We start from the raw sequence: 19,448 nt of genomic DNA on the forward strand, positions 1-19,448 counted from the left end.
GTCCAAAATGTGTAGCAACTATTTTTGAACTCAGCTGTCGTAACGGTTACATAGGGCCAGCCTGCTTGGTAGCTCTTACAACCGCTAGCCGAATGGCTTGGCAGCCGCTGCTGTATCTTCGGCGCTCCTTTCCACTTCTTGCTTCTACTGATGGCTTCTTTCTATGCCGAGCTACGCGTAGCGGGGTACGTGTTCCGTATCTGGCATTGCACCTACGGCAGCACGCAGGATACTGACGCCCGCAGCCGGGCCACTGCCAAGGTGCGCCAGACCCTGGCCGAGTTCGTGCTCGACGTGCCCGACCACGACTTTTTAGAAGGGTGGGCCAGCGACCCGCTTAAACGTCTGGCCGCCGAGGCCGTCTTTTCCGACGCCACGGGCCAGACCCTGGAAACGCTAAGCTTCGCGGCAGCCTATTGCGTGGGCTACCAGGAGTTTTTTAGTAGCGGCGACACCGAGGGCGGCTCCTACCAGTGCCGGGTCACCCTCTCCGACCCCGACGGCTGGCACTGGCAGCCCGGCGGCCCCGCCCCCAGCCCACAGGCCTTCGAGCAGAACCCGTTCGTGCTGCCGCAGACGCCGGTGGTGCCACCCGTACCAGTGCCCCCGGTGGAGGTACCCGTACCACCCGCCCCGCTGGGGCTATTGGCACGCTTGCTGGCCCTGCTGCCCGAGTTAGGGGTAGCAGCAGCGGTGGCGGTGCTCGTGCCCACCAACAGCCGCGACGACCCGGGCTACCAATCCGAGTGGGATTTCATTCGCCGCAATACCCCACCCACCGATAAGGACCGCGCCGAACTGGCCGACTTGGAGCGCCGCCATGCCGACGGCACCCTGACGGCCGACGAGGAGGCCCACTTGCTGGCCTTGCTGGCCAGGGTCAAGGGGCTGCGGTTGGCTAGCTTGTCGGATGCCGGCTTCAATGAGGAATGGGACCGCACCGCGCCGCCGGAATTGGCCCAACTAGATTTACAAAGTACCCTGAACCACGTGGAAAGCCGGGATTATTCCGTGCCCCGAAAACGAGGAATTGGCGGGACTCACAACGCGGCGGAATGGGCGAAATACAATAATGAATACGTAGAAGTTACCCGCACCGCTCATCCTTCCGTGCCGGGGGTGTACAACATCAACTACCAGATTTTCGCCCTTGACCCCAAAGGCAAACCCACCGGCGGGCTAGTAGCTGAAGTATTTCCCAAAACCATATATGACCCACAGATTTGGCCTCGGCCACGGCTGGAACGCGCATTGAAAGAGGCAGTGCAAAATGCTCACACTACCCATAACGGGGTCTTGAGTTCTCCGTGGTGGGAAGGAACCACGCGCGAAGGCTATGTAATTCGAGGCACGAATCGCAACGGTAAAATAGAAACTTTCTTCTTCAAGTAATTATGAGCGTTTTTTGGAGCATTATTGATAACCCCTCGGACCCGTCCATCGGCATAGCTGTCTCGGTGCCTGGCGGGCCGATTTGGCCAGATTTTTTCACGGGGATAAGATTGAACAAATACCCGAGGGTTATCGAAGCGGTGGCAGGTGAAGTCGGCGCCCACGATGAGTTGGCAGGCGTAAACTTTCCAGCTGGTTTGGCGCAGTTAGACCCCACCGCTCCTCCAATACCAGCAGATTCCGTAGAAATTTATGTTCATGGAGGGGAAGATGAAGTCTTACCCCGGTCAACTTTCTACGCGATACTATTAGCTTTTGCCGAGCGCTTAGTGGAGCGCCCCGGCCAACCCGCAGAATGGTACACGGCCATGCACGAAGCATTGGATAAGCTCCGGGCTAAAATAGCCGCCGACACTGCCGCAACAGCGCAGTAGGTGCTCGGTAGCCCTATAGCAAGCGGCGTGCTACGGGGGCTACCAGGAGTTCTTTGCCAGCGGCGACACCGACAGCGGCTCCTATCAGTGCCGGGTCACGCTCTCCGACCCCGATGGCTGGCGTTGGCAAGCGGGCGGGCTCCTAAGTCCGCAGGTGGGGCGGCAAAACCCATTCGTGCCCGACCAGGCCTCCCGTACCGACTCACCCCTATGGACAAACTACGCAAGACTTGCTGACGGCTGTGCGGGCCGAACAAGCCACTGCCAAAGCAGCAAGGGCTGAGGCGGCCTGGATTTCTCCAGACCGGCCGCAGCCCTTGCTATTAAACCTGATGTTGAGAGAACCCCGCTAGGCGCGGCCGCTGGCCTGCACTAGCCCACGTAGGGGCTCGTTGAAACCTATGGCATCGACCAGCTCTTCCAATGGGAGGTGCAGGCGGTATTTCCAGAAGTGCGTAGGGTTGCTGGGCACGTTGATTTGCTCTTCGTGCGGATTGGCGCGGCGCAGGTGGCTGTCCATGGCCAGCAAATCCTGGAGGGGGAAGATGGCCCACATGGCGGGCGAGTGCAGGTGCTGCACGAGGATTTCGCGCGCCACCCAGGGCTCGCAGTAGAACGGTGCCACCTCGCGCCAATGGCCGAGAATGGTTTCGAAAAAGCGTTGGGTGCGCACCCGGTCTTCCTCCCACCAGCCGCGGATGGTGCTCATGTCGTGGCTGCTGGTTGTGACTACGCTGAGGTAGGGCGCGGCGTCGGGATGGCCGAACTCGGTTTCGGGGTTGGCGGGCATGCGCTGAATGTTGAGGCCCAGGATGCCGAGTTCCTTCATCACGCCGGGCACTGAGGCCGGTACCATGCCCAGGTCTTCGCCGCAGATGAGCATGTCGGTAGCGTAGCGCACCGGCGGCAGCTTCACGAGGCCCTGCTGGCGCCAGAATTCCTCATGGCGGCGGAAGAAGAAGTCCACGTAGATGTCGTCGTAAAGGCGGCGGCGGTCTTCGTCGCGGTCCAGCTCCCGGAACGAGTAGCTCTTATTGAGCGTGATGCGCGGGTGGTAGAAGTCGTCGCCGGCGGGCACGAACAGGACCTCATTTACCAGCGAAAACAGGCCTTTTTGCAGCCAGGCAAAGTAGTCGGTGAGTTCAGTTAAAAGTTGAGAGTTAAGAGTTAAGAGCTGGGTGCTATTGTTTAGCCCGTCCGTCCCAACGTTTACCTCTCCACTCTTAACTCTTAACTCTTCACTCTTAACTCTCACCTTCTCCGCGATGTAGGCCTCAATCTTGCGCTGATTGTTGACGGGCTCCTTCAAGTGGATGCGGCCGAAGCTGGCGTCGTACAGGTACTCGTCGAATACGGCCTGGGCTTCGCCCTGGAAAATGTCCTGAAGCATGTGCCAGCGGATGTAGGGCTCGCACAGACGGCTGTAGTCGAACCAGCCGAGGCGGCGCTCAATTTCGTGGCGGTGCAGCGGCAAGGCCGGCGCGAAGTGACCCAGCAAGCCTTCGACCGACTCGATGGGCATCTCCCAGATGCGGAAGAAGCCCAGAATGTGGTCGATGCGCAAGGTGTCGAAATAGCGGGCGAGGTGGCCCAGGCGCTGCTTCCACCAGGCATAGCCGTCTTCGGCCATGCGCGTCCAGTTGTAGGTGGGAAAGCGCCAGTTCTGGCCAGTGGTGGAAAAATCGTCGGGCGGGGCGCCGGCCTGGCGGTCCATATGGTAAAGCTCGGGCTGGGTCCAGGCATCCACCGAGTGGCGGTAGATGCCGATGGGCAGGTCGCCTTTCAGCACCACGCCGCGGCTGCGGGCGTAGCTCACGGCCTCGCGCAGCTGCTGGTCGAGGTGAAACTGCACGAAGAAGAACAGGCCGTACTGATCGTAATCAGCGGCGGTTTCGGCGGTCAGCTCGGCCAGGTTCTGCGGGGTGCGGAACTCCGCGGGCCACTGCTGAAAATCGGCGGTGTGGAACCGGTCGCGCAGGGCCGAAAAGGCTGCGTACGGCACCAGCCAATCGGCTTGGCTGGCGTAAAACTCGCGGTACCGGGCGTCGGCCAGGAAGGTCTTCTTCTCCTGCTGATACAGCAGTTTGAGGAACTTCCACTTGGCGTTCATCACCGGCTCGTAGTCCACGAAATCCTTGGCATTGAGCTCGGCTTTAAGCTGAGCCAGCTCCTTGGCCGCTTTCTTGTCTTTGAGGGCCGCGATGCCTTCGAGGTGAATGAACTGCGGGTGCAGGGCAAATACCGAAATAGCGGCATACGGGTACGAATCGACCCAGGTGTGGGTAGCCGTGGTGTCGTTAATGGGCAGAATCTGCACCAGCTTCAGGCCGGTTTGCACGGCCCAGTCGGTCAGCAGCCTCAAATCGGAAAACTCGCCCACGCCGAGGCCGGTTTCGCTCCGCATGGCAAAGACGGGCAGCGCCACGCCCGCCCCGCGCCAGGCATCGGGATGGCGGTAAGCTTCGTCGTTGAAAACGCGGGCAACGGTGTGGTCGTTAGTGGCGGGGATGACGCGGTTTTCGCCGGTTTCCATGTCGAGGGCATGGCCAGCGGCCGCATCCCACACGGCGTATTTATAGAAGCAGTCTTCGGCGGGGTTTTCGAGCTTGACGGAGCCGGTCCAGGTTGGATATTCGCTGTCCGACAACACCAGGCATTTGGTATTGTCCCAGGCCCCGAGGGCGGGGTCGGAGCCGAGCACGCACAGACCGAGCTGGGGCGCAACGCGGGGTGCAACGAGGCGGAACACAGTTTCACCCGCAGCGGGCGCATGGGTTGTTGGCTGTTGGAAAGCAGCCGTTGGCTCTGCGGCGGCTTTGGCCGATTTCGCGGTGCTGGCCTTGGCCTTTTTGGCTTTGGGCGCGGGCTCCTCAGCAGGTGCGGCAGGGGCCGGGGCGGAGGCAGAGCGGCGAAACAGGGCCTTGGTGAAAGCGGCCGTCAGTAGTTCGTTTTCGGGTTGGGCGGGGGCGCGCCAGTAGTCGGCCAGGTTGAGGAGCGGGGTGCGGGCCGCATCGTACGTCACCGTGCGGTTGGGGCCGAATTCCCACTGCTCACTGCCGGTGTTGGCATCGAGCAGAACATACTTATAGGTAAGTGCACCCACGGCATCGGCAACGGTGAGCTCGTGGCTCCAGCAGGTGGTGGCTTCGTCGTACTGCATGAGCACGGCCGCGGCCGGCTGCCAGGCACCCAGGTTGGGGTGAGAGCCACAAACGGCCAAGCGCTGGCCGTATACGGTGCGGTAGGGAAGGGAAAAACGTAGTATCATGAGGGTTGGTGGGGTTGGGCGCGCAAGATAAGGCTTCGCCTAACGAGGAGTTGCGCGAGGAATTGTACAAGAGTGGAACAGCGGGATTAAGTGGTTGGGGACGGGCGGGCATTTCAGCAGGGTTGCTTACTGATTCGGAAACGTTGGCTCACCCTGAAAGTGGCTTTAAAATCGCGCCCAACAAGGCCACCGAAAACCCGGCTAATGCCCCTTCCAACGGGCTCATCGCGAAAGCGCGCGCCAATTAGAACAGTTATTATTCTATATAACATAAAGCGCCGCCCTTGCCAACCCAAGCCGCTCATTTTGCGTTTGGCAATGACGTCCCGCTTTGTTTGGTGCTTATTTCCTCCTGCTTTGTCCACATTTTTGCGTCGCGCTCTTTACGGATTGCTGGGGTTATTCGCCCTGGTCCTGCTGCTTATTATCGGGGTGGTAGTTGTGCTACAATTCCCCGCCGGGCAGGATTTTGTGGCCCGCCGAGCCGAAAGCTTCCTCCGGGGCAAGCTGAAAACCGAGGTGCGCATCGGGCGGTTTCGCACCGATTTTCGCCACGCCATCAACCTCGACGGCGTGTATCTGGCCGACCAGCAACGCGATACGCTGCTGTCGGTGGGGCATTTGGGCGTTGATATCGACATCTGGGCGCTGCTGAACAAGCAAATCAACGTTTCGAACGTGGAGCTGAACGACGGCCGCGTGCGCCTGACCCGCACCGAGCCCGATTCGGTGAACAACTACGACTTCATCATCGCCGCGTTCAGCGACCCGAACGCACCAGTGGATACCACCGCCTCGGGCCTGAAATACGACATTGGCAAGGCCCGGCTCACCAACATCTACTTCACCCAGCAAGACCAGGTGACCGGTTCTGACATCCGGGCCCGCATTGGCGAATTCACGGCCAATATGGACGAGGTGGATGTGGATAACTCGGTGTATAAAGTGGATAACGCGGCTTTGCGGCGCTCAGCCATCAGCATTGTCCAAACCAAAACGGCTCCGGAAGTGGACAACCCCGCTCCTACCGAGCCGCTCACGCTGCAATTCGGCCTGAACAGGGCCACGCTCGACAGCGTGCAGTTTACATATAAGAATAATCCGGCGGCGCAATTCATTAGCACAACCATTGGCCTGGCCGACATTACGGCTCGGGATATTGACCTGCAAAAGCAGCGCATCAACCTCAACAAGCTCGTTCTCAAGGGTACCACCTTCGCCTACGCTCAGAACGAAGCCGTGCCCGTGGAGCAGCGTGTGGTGAACCCCGCCGAAGCCGTGCGCAATCTCGACGAGGCCACCGACAAAGTGAAAGCCGCCAATGGTCAGGCCGCCGCCTCGCCGGGCTGGCGCGTGCTGCTGGAACAGTCCGACATCAGCGGGCTGGCCGTCAATTTTGACAACTTCAACGAGCCCAAGCAACGGACCCGCATTCCGGCGATGGACTACAACCACCTGCACTTCACCGACCTGGTGCTGAACACCCGTAACTTGTCGTACTCCGAAAACCGGACCACGGCGCGGGTCGAGAACCTGGCGGGCAAGGAGCAAAGCGGCTTCCGCATCGACTCCTGGAAAGCCAATGTGGTGTACGACTCGGTGCAAATCCGCCTCGACAGCTTGGATTTGGTGACGCCCCACACCCGGATTCGTCGCACGCTGGCCATTGGCTACGAGTCGCTGGACGCGCTCGGCGACACCAAGAAGCTGCCGAATATGAAGATTGAGGGCGATTTGCGCAACGTGCGCCTGGGCTTCCGCGATATTCTGTACCTGGCGCCGGACCTGGCGGGCACTTCCCCCTTCAACACGGGCCCCAACCAGTCGGTGCTGCTCAACGGGCAGATTACCGGCCGGGTAGGCGACTTCACGGTGCGCAACCTGGAGTTTGTGGGCCTGCGCAATACCGTGCTCAAAGCGCGGCGCGGCCGCATTCAGGGCCTGCCCAACGTCGACCAGCGCCTATATACCGACCTCGACCTTCAGCAGTTCAGCACTTCCGAAGCCGACATTCGCAGCCTGGCCCCCAAGGGTAGCATCCCGAACAATATCAGCATTCCGCCCGCGCTGGCGCTGAGTGGCACTTTCCGCGGCCGGCCTACCACGCTGCAGTTTGATACCAATCTGAACCTACGCTCCAGCTACGGCAACATTGGGTTCAGCGGCAACCTGGGGGCGGCGCAGGCCAGCGGGCGGCAGCCGCTGCTGGGCACGTTCGCGGTGAGTGGGTTTGACTTTGGCCGACTACTGAAAAACCCGCAGCTTGGCCGCGTCACGGCCACTGGGCGCCTCAATGCTACCGGCAATCTGAAAGACCCGGCCACGCTGGTGGGCCAAGTGAAAGCCACCGTGCAGAGCGCCCGCTACAACGGCTACACTTACCGCGGCGTGGGCGCCACCGTCGACCTCGACCAGAACCGCTACATTATCAGCGCCAGCAGCAAGGACGACCCCAACCTGAACCTCGACCTGCGCGCCGTGGTGAATCTGCGCGACGCCCGCAACCCGACCTACGAGTTGAACTCGCTAAACCTGCGCGCTGCTAATCTTAGGGCACTGGGCTTCTACACCGGCGGCGACCTGCGCGTGCAAGGCAACTTGGTGGCCAACCTACGGGGTGCCGACGCCAACTCCCTCAACGGCACGTTTGGCGGGCAGAAAATTGTGATTGCGCGCGACAACCAGCCCTTCGCCTTGGACTCGCTGAATGGTCGCATCGTGCAAACGCCCGCTCGCACGGCCGTGACAGTGACATCCGACATTGCCAACGTGGGCCTGGACGGCAACGTCCACCTCGGCGACCTGGCCACGGAGCTACAGCAGCATGTTGACCGCTATTTCGACCTGCCCGGCGTGAAGTACGTGGCCAGCAACGCCGACCGGCACTTCACCTACTCTCTGCAACTCAAAAACCCCGCGCTTGCCACGAAGCTGGTGCCGGGTCTGAAGCGGATTTCGCCTTTCACGCTGGCCGGCGACTACAGCCGTCAGGCCGCGCGCCTCACGGCAAAGACGGACATTCCCGTTATTCGCTACAATAACTATCGGCTCGATTCGCTGCGCCTGGATGTGGGGTCGGATGCCAGCAAGCTCAACTACAGCCTGCTCATGGCCCGTGCCGCCCAGGACACCACGCTGAAGCTGCGCGCCCCCAGCATCACCGGCAACGTGGCCGACAACAAGGTTTTCACTCGCGTGGCCATCCTCGGCGACTCGGCCAACCGGGAGCGGCTGGCACTGGCCGGCACGCTGTCCATCAATGATGAACAGGTAACAATTAATAACCGACGGGTTACGGGCCAGGTCTACCAGTTTTCGGCCGCACCCGAGCAGATTCTTAATTACGCGGCCTGGACAGCCGGCGCCAACAACTACGTGCGCTACTACCCCACCGGCGCCGTGGTGGCCGATGGTCTGCGTCTCAGCAACGGGCGCAGCGCTCTGGCCCTGCAAAGCCAGAACCCGGCCGAGCCGGCCTCGCCGCTGGGTGTCACGTTTACTGATTTTGAACTGGCTGAGCTGGCCCGCATCGTGCAGCAGCAGGATTCGCTGGTGGCCGGCACGCTCAACGGCACGGCTCGCATCGACAACCTGGGCACCAAGCGCCAAGCCTTCACCGCCAACGCCACGGTGCGCAACCTCGTGTTTCAAAAGTCGCTCATCGGCGACATTGCGGTGGATGCCACCAACCCAGCGCCTGACCGCTACAACGTAGAAGCCCGCCTGACCGGCGGCGCTGCGGGCAGCGTGGGCGGAGCCGGCAACGACGTGCAGATTCGCGGCAGCTACGTGACCACCAGCGCCACCCCGCTCGACTTTATCGTCGATGCCAACCGACTCAATCTAAAGCTCATCGAGCCTTTCTCGGCGGGCCAGCTGCGTAGCGCCAACGGCTACATCAGCGGGCGGCTGACGGTGACGGGTGCCACCGCCGCCCCGCAGGTGCGCGGCACTCTCACCACCTCCGATGATGCCGGCTTCATCGTGCCGCAGCTGGGTTCGCCCTTCCGCCTGCCCAACCAGGCGCTCACGTTTGATGACCGGGGCATTGCCTTCAACAACTTCACGGTGCTCGATTCGGCGTCGAACAAGGCGGTGGCCAATGGCTATTTGCTGACTAAGGATTTTGTCAACTACGCCTTCGACCTGCGGGCCACGACCAGTAATTTCATGGCCGTACGCAGCACCCGCAAAGACAATCCGCTCTACTACGGGCGCCTCGTGCTCGACTCCGATACCCGCCTGACCGGGCCGCTGACGCTCATCAAAGTCGATACGGATGTGACAGTGGTCAATGGGTCGGACCTGACGGTGGAATCGCCGAGCGCCGACCCGTCGGTGCAGGAACGTGAAGGCATTGTCAAGTTTATTGACAAAAGCATTCCGCTCGACACCGCGCTGGCCCGGCAGCTGACCCTGGACACAGTGCAAACGACTACCCAGGGCTACGACGTGACGGCTCGTATTAAGATAACCGACCGCACGCCTTTTACCTTCATCATCGACCCCGCCAGCGGCGACAACCTGCGGGTGCGAGCCAACGGCGCCCTGACCACCAACATTGACCCCAGCGGCACCATTACGCTCAGTGGCGCGCTCACGGTGGCCCGCGGCAGCTACCGCGTTTCGCTCTACGGCCTCACTTCGCGGGAATTCAATATTCGCCGCGGCTCGTCGCTGACCTGGACTGGCGACCCCTACAACGCTGACTTGAACCTAACGGCGGTGTACAAGCTCAAGGCCTCACCATCCGAGCTGCTGGCCAACCAAGGAACTGATAACCCCGAAACGCAAAGCCTGGCCCGCAACACGCTGCCCTTCAACGTGCTCATCAACGTAACCGGCAACCTTACCAAGCCCCTCATTGGCTTCGACATAACCATGCCGGAAGAGCAGCGCGGTGCCCTCGGCGGGCAGGTCGATGCCAAGCTGGGCCAGCTGCGACAGCCCGACCAAAGCTCGGAGCAAAGCAAGCAAGTGTTTTCGCTGCTGATTCTGGGCCGGTTTATCCAGCAAAATCCCTTTCAGTCAAGCTCGGGAGAGAGCTTTGCCACCTCGCAGCTGCGAGGCTCGGTCAGCTCGGTGCTCACCGACCAGCTCAACAACCTCACGGGTAAGTACCTGGCGGGCCTGGGCCTCGACCTCGGCGTGACCAACCAAGCTAATTACGGGGCCGACGGCAGCACCGGCTCGCGCACGGATTTGAACGTGGCCGTGCGGCGCCAGCTGCTCAACAACCGCCTCACCGTACGCGTGGGCACCGACGTGCCCCTTGCGGGCGGCGGAGGCGGCAGCGGCACCCAGTCGACGCAGGGGGCCAGCACGGCCAGCAACCTGGCGGGCGACGTGAGCCTGGAGTACACGCTGCTGCGCGATGGCCGCCTGCGCCTGCGCGCCTTCCGCCAGAATGCTTACGAGGACATTGACGGCCAGATTGTACGGACCGGCGCAGCCCTCATCTACCAGCGCGAGTACAACAACGTGAAGGAGCTGTTTGAGAAGGTGAGCCAGGACGTAAAGCAGCAGCGCAAACAGTCGCGCAAGCAGGAAAAGCAGGACCGAGAGGACCAGAAACAAGAGGACCAGGCAGCTCGTGACTCGGCCTCGGCGGCCGTATTGCCCCAGAGGCGTGGTACGCTGAGCCGCCAGGCGGCCCCGGCTATCGCGGGTGCTAACTAGAATTGATGATGAACGGAATTATAGTACCATTGAGCGAGGCAGGAGTAAAACAGTCGTTTCGACAACGGACCAATAGTGGTTTGCGCGGAGCGCTGCCGGGCCGGGCCGAATGGCTGAAGCGGGCCTTGGGTAAGAGGGAAGAGCTCCGCTCCTCTTTCCTTGCTCTCGGCTGCCTGTTGTTTTCCGCCTGCTCGGGCCTGCGCTACATTCCAGCCAACGAAAAGCTCTACACTGGCACCAAGGTCAAAATCAATTACCCGGAGAAACCCAAAAATGCCGACGCGCTGCAAACCGAGCTGGAAGGCGTGGTACGGCCGCAACCCAACTTCTCGTTTCTGGGCCTGCGGCCGAAGCTGTACTTTTGGCACCTGGGCGTGGGCAAAACCAAGGGTATCGGCAAGTTTCTGGCCGATAAGCTGGGTGAGCCGCCGGTGCTCCTGAGCCAGGTAAAGATTGCGGCCACGCGAGGGCTGATGACCAATCGGCTGCAAAACCGGGGCTACTTCCACGCGGCCGTGACGAATGAGGTGAAGGCCGAGGCAAAAACCGCCCAGGTGAACTACACGGCCACGACTGGCCAAGTGTACAAAATCAAGGAAGTAAACTTCCCAGCCGGCGACTCGGCGGTGCTCGCCGCCATTCGCAGCACCCAGGCAGCCAGCCTACTGAAAGTGGGCGAGCCTTACAATCTGGACGTGCTGACCCAGGAACGGGTGCGCATCGACGCGAGCCTGAAAAACCAGGGGTTTTACTATTTCACGCCCGATATTCTGCTGTTTGCCGTTGATAGCACGCTGCGTAATCAGGTGACGGTGGACGTGCAGGTGAAAGCCAATGCTCCGGCGCGGGCCCTGCGTCCCTACTGGCTCGATGAAGTGAAGCTGAACACCAATTTCGTGCTGACCGACACCACCCGGCGCACACCCATTCGCTTTCGCAAGTACCAGTACCTGCCCGATGAGAACATGTTCCGGGCCCGGGCCATTACCAATACTGTCTTCATTTACCCCGACAGCTTGTTTCGGCAGCGGCGGCGCGACCAAACCCTCTCGCGCCTGATGAGCCTGGGCACATTCCGATTTGTGGAAATCCGCTTCAACCCCGCGGCGGCGGGTGATTCGGCCGGCCGCGGCCGCCTCGATGCCGACGTGCGCATGACCCAGCTGAAGAAGAAAAGCCTGCGGGCCGAGCTGCAACTGGTGAACAAGACCAGCGAATTCACCGGGCCGGGCATCAACATCAGCTACCGTAATCGCTCGGCCCTGCGCGGGGCGGAGCAGCTAATCGTAACGGGCAGAGCGTCCTACGAAGTGCAGACCCGCGCCCCGAGTGGTTCCGAAAGCCGCAATAATACCGGCGCTATTTCCACTGAGTTCGGCCTCAATGCCCAGCTGATTGTGCCGCGGCTAATTGCCCCCAACTTGCCAATACTCGACGTGAAGCTGCCCAATTCTGACTTCCAGCCCCGTACCAGCTTTGGGGCGGGCATTCGCTACGTTACACGCACCGGGTACTTCACCACGGCCAGCTTCAACCTCAATTATGGCTACAGCTGGAAGAAGAAAATCACAAACGAGCAGGAGCTGCGGCCCATCGACGTAACGTACAGCACGTTTTCGAGCCAGCCGGCTTTTGACTCCGTGCTCATTCGCCGTCCGTTTCTGCGCACCGCCTTTCAGCAGCAGTTCATCCTGGGCAGCTCGTACCGCTACACGTTCAACCAGCAAGTGCTCGAACAGCGCCGCCAACAGATTTTCTTCCAGGGCCTGCTCGAAGTCAGTGGCAACGTTGCCAACGCCCTAAGCGGCCTGGCTGTCAAAAAAGAAGGTGACCAATTCTATACTATTGCCAACCAACGCTTCGCGCAGTACACTAAAGTCGATTTGGAACTGCGCGAGTACTACCGTATCTCGGCCAATCCCACCTCCGGCAACCGCATCGTAGGCCGCCTGCAAATTGGAATAGGGCTGCCCTACGGTAATTCGGCCGGGGGCACGCTGCCCTATCTGCGCCAGTACGGCATCGGCGGCCCCAACTCCGTCCGGGCCTTCGCCGCCCGCGAAATCGGGCCGGGCACCTACCGCCCCACCGGTTCTGACATTATCAATAACTACTACGACCAGGTAGGCGACCTGCGCCTGGAAGGCAACGTAGAGTACCGCCAGGATTTATTCCCCTACGTCAAAGGGGCTGTATTCTTAGATGCCGGCAACATCTGGCTCGTGAATGAGGACCCCAGCCGGCCGGGTGGCAAGTTCAACTCCGGCACATTTCTCAGCCAGTTGGCCGTAGGCACCGGCGTCGGTCTGCGCATTGATGTGCAATTTTTCGTCATCCGCTTCGACTATGCTATTCCGCTGCAAGCCCCTTACGGCACGCCCACCAGCACCACCGGCCGCCTGAATCTGGCTATTGGCTATCCTTTCTAAGCCGATGTCGGACAAGCTTGCTTGAAGATATATCCTACCGAATTATCGGGCTGCGCTCAAATGGCCGCTCGCGGTCGAACAGGAAGCGGTAGGTGGCGTGAGTTTTCACGATGGTAGCGCCGATGGAGCGGGTGGTTACCAGCATCCGCGGGTTGAAATCCCCAATCCAGTTCATCTCCAGGTCGGCGTAGCCCGCGTCGATGAAAGCCTGGCGGGCGTGTACCAGCATAGCCGCGTCTACGCCTTTACCTTGGTATTCGGGCACTACACCGTAGATAATGCCGAACATCCGCTTGTCGGGCCGCCGCAGGAAGCGCCATTGCGCCCACAGAAAGCGCAGCTTGCCCCAGAGGTTCAGCCGCCGGCCCACGTGCCGGAAAATCTGGTTCAGCTCGGGCAGGCTGATGAAGAAGGCCACCGGCTCGGTGCCGCGGTAGGCAAACCAGAGCAGGCGCTCGTCCACCACCGGCTTCATCTCGCGCACGATGTTACGGGCCTGGTCCAGGGTCATGGGTTTCACACCCGAATGCTTGGCCCAAGCTAGGTTGTAGACGTGGTGGAAATCCTGAGCCAGTTTTTCGGCGTCCTGCTTGCGGGCGTGGGCAAAGCGAAATTCAGCGGCGTGCTCTTCGGCTCGCTTGGCAAAGCTGGCATGCAGCGGCGCGGCCGTGGTGCGGTAGCAGGTGTATTGCTTGAAATAAAGCTGAAACCCGTAGTGCTCAAACAGCGGCTGGTAGTACGGCGGGTGCCAGAACATGCCGTAGTTGGGTGGCCGGTCGAAGCCATCAATGAGCAAGCCCCAAAACCGGTCGCGCTCGCCAAAATTGATGGGGCCGTCCATGGCCTGCATTCCCCGCGCCGCCAGCCACGCCCGGCCAGCATCAAACAACATATTGGCCGCCGCCTGGTCATCAATGCACTCAAAGAAGCCCAGCCCGCCGGTGGACAGGTCGACGTTCTGCACGTCCACCGCATCGCGGTTCAAGAAGGCCGCCACCCGGCCGATAACCGTGCCCGTAGCATCGGTCAAGACCCAGCGTATGGCCTCACCATTAGCGAATTTTGCATTCTTGGCCGGGTCGAACACCGCCTCCACTTCATTTTCCAGCGGTCCGATATACTGCGGTACCGCCCCGTGTAGGCGGGCCGGTAATTCAATAAACTGCCGCGCCAGGCGGGCATCCGTAACTTCAAGCAGCGGCATAGATTAAGGAAGCGAAAGCAAAGCTCTTCAACAAAGGAAAAGCAAAAGTGGCCCAATAGGGCCACAAAAAAAGGCTTAACTGCTGCTTGGGACGGGGGTGTTGCGTACACTTTCTGGGGCACGAGCACTTGCACCCACAAGAGATATGCACTTGTTCAGGGTCAGTCAGCCAGTTGTGGATACTTAACCTAAGTTTCCGTTCTCGGGCTGGTGTACGCAGCGGACTTGGGGCATCTCACCCGCGCCGCATACACCAACCCAAAAATAAGCCGAAGAACAAAGTTGCCACTCTAGCCTCCGGCCCTAGCCACTATCTTGCTACCTTGGTAACCTGAGCTGCCCAATGTCCGAACAATCCCAGATTCCACTTTTGTCAGACAAAGAGGCGCATCCCCACCAGTACCGGCTCCCGGGAACTACGCTGGCGGCCCTGACCAGCGTGGCGGTGGCCCGGCATTGCCCGGCGCTCCCACCGTTTGAGGGCCGGGCCCTGGCCGCCGTTCAGCCCGAAACGCTGACACTGGGTTTCGGCTCGTTTACCAGCGCGGTCCCAATGGTGGGCGGCGAGAAGTTTCCGGCCGTCGTAGTGGAGCAGCAAGCGCAGGGGCTCCTGCTGAGTTGCGCCTGTCCGGCCCCAAAAACCACGCTTTGCGAGCACCAGGCGCTGGTGCTGCTCAGCATCTTGCAACGCAACGAGCTGCGGGTGTTCTTCGACCCCCATCGGCGGCGCGAGCTGCTCAAAGCTACCGCCCGCGACTACGGCCTGGAGTATGCCCAGGACCTCGACGCGCACTTTCACTTGGCCTACGCCCGCCCGGCCTTGCTGGTTACGCCCAGGCAAACGGGCCTTTATCCCACCACTGCCGTGGCGAAGCAGGAACTGGTGAAAGAGCTGCTGCCCACCAGGCGCGAGCCCGTGCTGCCTTCACCAGATAGCCGGCGGCTCATTGTATTTGGCAAGCATAAATACTACGGCCACCTGACCGTGCAACTGGCGGAAGCGGCCCTCACTGCGGCCGGCAAAGTCAAAAATCCCATAACCACGCTCAATCCCCTCGATGGCCTGGGGCAGACGGAAGTAGCCGCCGAGCTGAAGTTTTATACCGGGTTAGCACGCTTCCAGCACAATTACGAGGAGGCCCGCTCGGCCGGGGCGATTGAGGCGCTACGGGCCATTCTGGGTAACCCCGCCGGGCTACCGTTTTTTGGTCACAATGCCGCTGTATCGGAGAAGCTCACGGCGCCGGCGTTGGTGCCCCTGCAGCTGCGCCGCGCGCCTACCGACCTGCGCCTGCGGGTGAGCCAGCGGGGCGACTTTTTTGAAATCGCCGGCCACCTCCTGCTGCACGACCAGCCCGTCGACCTGAGGAGCCTCGCCATTCGCTACGAGTATTTTGTGGCGGTAGGCGAGGTGCTTTACCTGATTGAGAATGTGGACGCGTGGCGCGTCATCGAGTTTTTCAAGAAACGGAATAATACCCTGCTGATTCATCGGACCAAGTTTGCCGAGTTTCAGCAGGACGTGCTGGCTAATCTGGAAGACCAGCTGCACATCAACTATTCCTACGTGCGGCCTGCTACCCCCCAGCAGCTACTAGCCAGCGGCTTCGACCAGGAGCCCGAAAAGCTGCTCTACCTCACCGATGCTGGCCCGCACGTGGAGCTGCTGCCCGTGATGCGCTACGGCCCCAAGGAAGTATCCATCCTTTCGCGGCGGCAGCTGCTGGGCACCGACGAACTAGGCCGCCCTTTCGCGCTCGAACGGGATGCCGCTGCCGAAGCGCGCTTCACCGTAGCCCTCCTGCGCCAATATCCTGATTTTCAGGAGCAGTTGCACCAGCCCTCGCTCTACGTACCCAAAACCCTATTTTTGCAGGAAGAATGGTTTCTGACCGCCTTTGAAGATTGGCAGAATCAGCAGATTACCGTTCTCGGCTTCAATAAGCTCAAAAACAATACCCTCAATCCCAACCGGGCCAAGGTCACGGTGCGCGTAACCGGCGAAACGAATTGGTTCGATACTCAGCTCAACGTGCAGTTTGGGTCGCAAAGCGCCTCGCTGCGGCAGGTGCAGCAGGCCATCCGCAACAAAAGCCATTACGTGCGCCTCGACGACGGCACCCGCGGCATCCTACCTCAGGAGTGGGTAGAAAAATTCGCCCGCTATTTCGAGGCCGGCGACGTGGTAGAGGAGCGTATTCGCACGCCCAGCATCGGCTTTGCCACCATCCAGGAGCTGTACGACCTGGCGGTAATTACCGCCGATGCCCAGGCCCGCCTGGCCACCTACCAGACCGCCGTAGCCAATTTTGCTGGCATCGAGCCCGTACCGATACCGCAGGGCCTGCACGCCACCCTGCGCGACTACCAGCATCAAGGCCTGAACTGGCTCAACTTCCTCGACACCTTCGGCTTTGGCGGCTGCTTGGCCGACGATATGGGCCTGGGCAAAACGGTGCAGGTGCTGGCTTTCCTGGTATTGCAGCGCGCCAAGAGCCCAGCCGCACCCAGCCTGGTAGTGGTGCCTACTTCGCTGGTCTTCAACTGGCAGGCCGAAGTGCAAAAATTTGCGCCCTCGCTGCGCGTACACACCCTGCACGGCCCGGCCCGGCAGCGCGAAGCGGCGCGGTTCGACGCCTGCGACATCGTACTAACCACCTACAACACGTTGGTGGCCGATATCCGCCAACTCAAGGAGTATTGCTTCAACTACGTGTTTCTGGACGAGGCCCAGGCCATCAAAAATCCCGACTCGCAGCGCTATAAGGCCGCGTGCCTGCTACAGGCCCGCAACCGCGTGGTGCTCACCGGCACGCCGGTCGAGAACAACGCGTTCGATTTGTTCGGGCAGCTCTCGTTTGCCTGCCCTGGCCTGCTGGGCAGCAAGCAGCACTTCCAAGACTTGTATGCCAGCCGCATCGATAAGTTTAAGGATGCGCACCAGGCTCGCGCGCTTCAGCAGAAAGTCAGCCCCTTCGTGCTACGCCGCACCAAAACCCAGGTAGCCCGCGAGTTGCCCGATAAAACCGAGATGGTACTCTACTGCGAAATGGGTCCCGAGCAGCGCCGCGTATACGAGGCCTGCAAGAAGGAATTCCGCGACCGGCTGCTGGGCCAGCACGAAGAAACGGCCCGCAAAAACAGCCTGCACATCCTGCAAGGCCTCACCAAGCTCCGCCAGATTTGCAACTCCCCCACCCTGCTCCCCGATTTGGCCGGCTATGGCACCCAGTCAGCCAAGCTGGAGGTCTTGGTAGAAGAAATTCGAAACAAGGCCCCCCAGCACAAAATCCTCATCTTCTCGCAGTTCGTCACCATGCTCGACCTGATTAGGCAGGAGCTGCGCACCCACGCTATTCCCTTCGAATACCTAACCGGCAAAACCCGCGACCGTGCCGCACCCGTCCACCGTTTTCAGCAAAATGAAGGCGTGCGCGTGTTCCTCATCAGCCTCAAAGCCGGTGGCACGGGCCTCAACCTCACCGAGGCCGACTATGTCTACATTGTGGACCCGTGGTGGAACCCCGCCGTGGAGAACCAGGCCATCGACCGCAGCCACCGCCTCGGCCAAAGCAAGAAAGTGGTGGCCGTGCGCCTCATCTGCCCCGATACCATCGAGGAGAAAATCATGAAGCTGCAAGCCGCTAAGCACAAGCTGGCCAACGCTCTCATTAAAACCAATGCGGCGCTCATCAAGTCTCTCACCCAGCAGGAACTCCTGGACTTGTTCAACTGAACAGTGGCAGGAACCACTTCTTGCGTAAGAAACTAGCCTAGGTTATACGGACAATTATCTTTGCGTTCGTGAGCAATGTGGATGAAATCAGTGACCGTGCGTGGGCCCCTTTAGCGCCCCATTTGTCGGGCAAAGCCGGGGACGTTGGCCGAACAGGGGCCGATAACCGACTCTTTCTCAATGCGGTGTTTTGGGTGGCGCGCCACGGGTGTGCCGGGCGCGCGCTGCCCGCCCGTTTTGGCAAGCACGACACGCTGCGCAAGCGCAGCTGGCGCTGGGCGCAAAAAGGGATTTGGCAACGCCTGTTCGAGGCCGTGCAGGAGCCCGATTTGGACTGGGTCATGCTCGATTCGACCCTCGTGCGGGCCCACGCCCAAGCGGCGGGCAGCCGAAAAAAAGCCGCGTCGGCGACGAAGCCCTCGGCCGCAGCCGCGGCGGGCTGACGACGAAANCCCTCGGCCGCAGCCGCGGCGGGCTGACGACGAAAATCCACGCGGTGGTCGACGCGTTGGGCAACCCGCTGCGCGTGGTGCTCGGCCCCGGCCAGCAAACCGATTGCCGGCGCGTGGCGGAACTTCTCTCGGCCGCCGGGGGTGCCGGCAACGTACTGGCCGACAAAGCCTACAACACCGATGCCGTGCTCGCCAGCGTGGCCGCCCTCGGGGCCCAGGCCGTCATGCCCAGCAACAAGAACCGCCTCATCCACCGCGTGATTGACCGAAACCTCTACCGGGACCGCAACAAAGTGGAGCGCTTTTTCAGCCGCCTCAAGCCGTTTCGCCGACTGGCCACACGCTACGATAAAACGGCGAGCAGCTTTTGGGGAATGGTGCATTTCGTAGCAGCCCTGCTATGGCTTCGTTAATTGTCCGTACAACCTAGGAAAGGTATAGCTACAGCATCACGCCTAACTCACGTTACTGTCGATACGGAGGCTTCTCTGAAGTTCATCCTATATTGCGCTGCACCGTCACTGGCATCATCTCTGGTACTGCCGGCCGGCGGGGTCTAAGCAAAAACCAGTGTGCCAGTCACGAGGCTATGCCAGTTCAGGTCGAGCGGGAGAGAAAGCCGGTTTTATGACCACATTATAAGCTGGAGGAAGCAAAGGCACCATCTTCCTAGAGCGATTTTGCAGTCAGTGTACGTGATAACCACAGTGGCCAAACCAGTTTTGGGCATCCTGCGCCGTTATCCAGGCCAGGGCCGCTTGTAAGGCGGCCGTCAGCGCCTCACGGGAGCGGGCGGCGGCCGTGCGCAGGCTGGTTTTGAGCTTGCTGAAGGCTAGTTCAATGGGCGTAAAATC

At 60.7% G+C, this 19,448-nt stretch carries 7 protein-coding genes and 1 pseudogene; 6 read left to right on the forward strand and 2 right to left on the reverse strand.

Going from position 1 to position 19,448, the window contains the following annotated elements; translation table 11 throughout:
* Positions 1–150: 150 nt before the first annotated feature.
* On the forward strand, positions 151–1,392 hold the full coding sequence (tssD, locus tag WX88_RS27750) for a type VI secretion system tube protein TssD (RefSeq protein WP_052732735.1): 1,242 nt from the start codon (positions 151–153) through the stop codon (positions 1,390–1,392).
* Positions 1,393–1,394: 2 nt separating this feature from the next.
* On the forward strand, positions 1,395–1,826 hold the full coding sequence (locus tag WX88_RS15720) for a hypothetical protein (RefSeq protein WP_046245342.1): 432 nt from the start codon (positions 1,395–1,397) through the stop codon (positions 1,824–1,826).
* A gap of 349 nt (positions 1,827–2,175) precedes the next feature.
* Here WX88_RS15720 and WX88_RS15725 read toward each other — a convergent pair whose 3' ends face one another.
* Positions 2,176–5,094 (reverse strand): 4-alpha-glucanotransferase, encoded by a 2,919-nt coding sequence (locus tag WX88_RS15725; protein WP_046245343.1) that lies wholly within the window; start codon positions 5,092–5,094, stop codon positions 2,176–2,178.
* Positions 5,095–5,451: 357 nt separating this feature from the next.
* Here WX88_RS15725 and WX88_RS15730 point away from each other — a divergent pair, with 357 nt between their 5' ends.
* Both WX88_RS15730 and tamL read left to right on the forward strand, forming a co-directional pair.
* On the forward strand, positions 5,452–10,773 hold the full coding sequence (locus tag WX88_RS15730) for a translocation/assembly module TamB domain-containing protein (protein WP_231590725.1): 5,322 nt from the start codon (positions 5,452–5,454) through the stop codon (positions 10,771–10,773).
* A gap of 8 nt (positions 10,774–10,781) precedes the next feature.
* A complete protein-coding gene (tamL, locus tag WX88_RS15735; RefSeq protein WP_231590726.1) occupies positions 10,782–13,202 on the forward strand; it encodes a translocation and assembly module lipoprotein TamL in 2,421 nt (806 codons plus the stop codon).
* Positions 13,203–13,236: 34 nt separating this feature from the next.
* On the opposite strand, the gene WX88_RS15740 is transcribed toward tamL, so the two are convergent.
* Positions 13,237–14,406 (reverse strand): hypothetical protein, encoded by a 1,170-nt coding sequence (locus WX88_RS15740; protein WP_046245345.1) that lies wholly within the window; start codon positions 14,404–14,406, stop codon positions 13,237–13,239.
* Positions 14,407–14,749: 343 nt separating this feature from the next.
* Here WX88_RS15740 and WX88_RS15745 point away from each other — a divergent pair, with 343 nt between their 5' ends.
* The gene (locus tag WX88_RS15745; RefSeq protein ID WP_046245346.1) at positions 14,750–18,142 is read left to right on the forward strand and encodes a DEAD/DEAH box helicase; all 3,393 of its coding nucleotides are present in this window, start codon (positions 14,750–14,752) and stop codon (positions 18,140–18,142) included.
* A 68-nt stretch (positions 18,143–18,210) separates the two neighbouring features.
* Positions 18,211–19,007 (forward strand): annotated as a pseudogene (locus tag WX88_RS29485) (IS5 family transposase).
* Positions 19,008–19,448: the final 441 nt, after the last annotated feature.

Source organism: Hymenobacter terrenus (genome assembly GCF_000972495.1).
In the GTDB taxonomy this organism is placed as follows: Bacteria; Bacteroidota; Bacteroidia; order Cytophagales; family Hymenobacteraceae; genus Hymenobacter; species Hymenobacter terrenus.

Bases quoted from the DNA above. Each gene is read 5' to 3' on its own strand.
- tssD (WP_052732735.1), top strand. From the start codon at position 151: ATGGCTTCTTTCTATGCCGAGCTACGCGTAGCGGGGTACGTGTTCCGT.
- WX88_RS15720 (WP_046245342.1), top strand. From the start codon at position 1,395: ATGAGCGTTTTTTGGAGCATTATTGATAACCCCTCGGACCCGTCCATC.
- WX88_RS15725 (WP_046245343.1), bottom strand. From the start codon at position 5,094: ATGATACTACGTTTTTCCCTTCCCTACCGCACCGTATACGGCCAGCGC.
- tamL (WP_231590726.1), top strand. From the start codon at position 10,782: ATGAACGGAATTATAGTACCATTGAGCGAGGCAGGAGTAAAACAGTCG.
- WX88_RS15740 (WP_046245345.1), bottom strand. From the start codon at position 14,406: ATGCCGCTGCTTGAAGTTACGGATGCCCGCCTGGCGCGGCAGTTTATT.
- WX88_RS15745 (WP_046245346.1), top strand. From the start codon at position 14,750: ATGTCCGAACAATCCCAGATTCCACTTTTGTCAGACAAAGAGGCGCAT.